The sequence below is a fragment of the Chamaesiphon sp. VAR_48_metabat_403 genome, from assembly GCF_031422475.1.
Lineage (GTDB): Bacteria > Cyanobacteriota > Cyanobacteriia > Cyanobacteriales > Chamaesiphonaceae > Chamaesiphon.
The window spans coordinates 1-2,046 of the sequence record NZ_JANPLS010000053.1 but is presented as its reverse complement, the minus strand read 5'-3'; the positions used below and the strand labels follow the sequence as shown (position 1 = coordinate 2,046).

Genomic DNA, 2,046 nt, shown 5'->3' with positions numbered 1-2,046 from the left:
GGCGATGAATAATATCTCGCAACCCGAAGCAGAAGCTGATGGAAAACGCTGGTTAGCTTATGGCAATCAACTCACTCGAACTCTACAATTCGATAAAGCAGTAGTCGCATTTGACAAAGCAATTGCCAAAGGAGAAGTATTAGAGGGGAATTATGGTAAGACATTATCCCTAATGATTTTGAGAAAATTCGATCTGGCTAAAAGTTCGATCGATCGCGCTATCGCCTTAGTTCCAGACGATAAAAATCGTGCCAGTTATTACTATTTCTGGAAATATCAAAGTAGGATTTTTTCCCGTTTAGGTAAATATGATGATGCAATTAAAACAATTGATATTGCAATTAAACTGGAACCGAAAGACCAGTTGTTACAGCTAGAGAAATCAGATATCTTAAATACTAGCGGCAAATATGCAGCCGCGATCTCTATTTGTGATGAGTTAATTCGCTCTCAGCCAACGGCTCCTATTTATCTCAATCGCGCTCTGATTAAATCAAAAAGTGGCGACAAACAAGGTGCGCTCGCCGATCTCAGCCAAGCTATTAAAATTAATCCTAACTATACGGATGGTTACATTGCCAGGGGTCTATTTAAATCGCTATCGGGGGATACCAACGGCGGGATTGCAGATATCAACCAAGCGATAAAGATTAACCCCAATTATAATGCAGCCTATTTGGTGCGGAGCCTAGTTTATCTGCAAATAAAAAACTTCAAAGCTGCGCTTGCAGATAGTAGCCGAACGATCGAATTAAGTAATGTCAAGGGCTTTAGCCAATCGATTGGTTCTACACCTGAAATCTTGTTAACAGCTTACACGATCCAGGGTAATGCTAATCTGGAATTGAAAAATTTTCAAGCCGCACTCACAGATAGCGATCGTTGTATTGAATTAATTTATTCAAAGTTTTCTACCAAAGAAATTGTTTCGACGAGTGTCTTGCCCGCGCTTTACCTGATTCGGGGTGGAGCTAATATCGGATTGCAGAAATTCAAAGATGCGATCGGCGATCTTAATAAAGCGATTGAATTTAGTAAAGCTAAAGAGATCGGTCAATCCGATCGCGATAAAATAGTGCCTTCAGCTCTCTTGTATCGAGGTGTTGCTAAAGCATTATCAGAAGATACAAATGGTGCAACTATCGACATCACTGAGGCAGCTAACTTATTTCGCCAGCAAGGGCAAATAGAGCTTTATCAACAGGCAACAAGTTTTCTAGAAAAGTTAAAACAGCTTCCTCGCACCCAAAAAGATCCCAGCTCGAACGATAACCTAAAGATCGCCCTTGCAGAGTCTGACAGAGCGATTGCACTTACTCCCCAAAAAGCTAGTTTGTATGTCGATCGTGGCGTTATTAAAATTGAAAAACTAAATGATATTAACGGTGCCCTTGCAGACTATAACAAAGCGATCTCTCTCGATCCCAAATATGTCGATGCCTACTTAAATCGTGGCATTCTCAAACAGAATAAGCTCAATGATGTCAATGGTGCTGTGACGGACTATAACAAAGCAATCTCGCTCAAACCCAAAGATGCCCGCAGCTACTTTTTTCGGGGCATTTTGAAAGAAAATAAGCTCAATGATTTCAAGGGTGCCCTTGCGGACTATAACCAAGCGATCTCGCTGGCTCCCCAAAGCGCGATTGCCTACTTCCAGCGTGGCATGTTGAAATATCAAAAACTAAATGATGTTAATGGTGCCCTTGCAGACTACAATCAAACGATTGTACTCGATCCCAAATATGTCGATGCTTACGGAAATCGCGGTCTGCTGAAATATCAAAGACTGAATGATACCTCTGGAGCACTAGCCGATTTGAATAAGTCGATCGAACTAGATGCCAATTTTATTGACGGGCACTATAATCGTGGCGATTTTTATTACTATATGGGTAACAAAACCGCTGCGATCGCTGACTTTCAGAAAGTTATTGTTCTCGATAAGAGTGGTGTTAATAGGTTAATAGCACAGGGCGTAATTTATATCGAGCAAGGCTCCGTAGCGCAGGCAATTGGCAGTTTCGATCGAGCAGCCAAAACTAG

General features: G+C 41.4%; 1 protein-coding gene. It reads left to right on the top strand.

The genetic code is table 11. From position 1 onward, the window contains the following. Window positions 1-2,046: tetratricopeptide repeat protein (locus RMO79_RS02690; RefSeq protein WP_310481515.1), on the top strand; the 2,046-nt coding region annotated here is incomplete at both ends.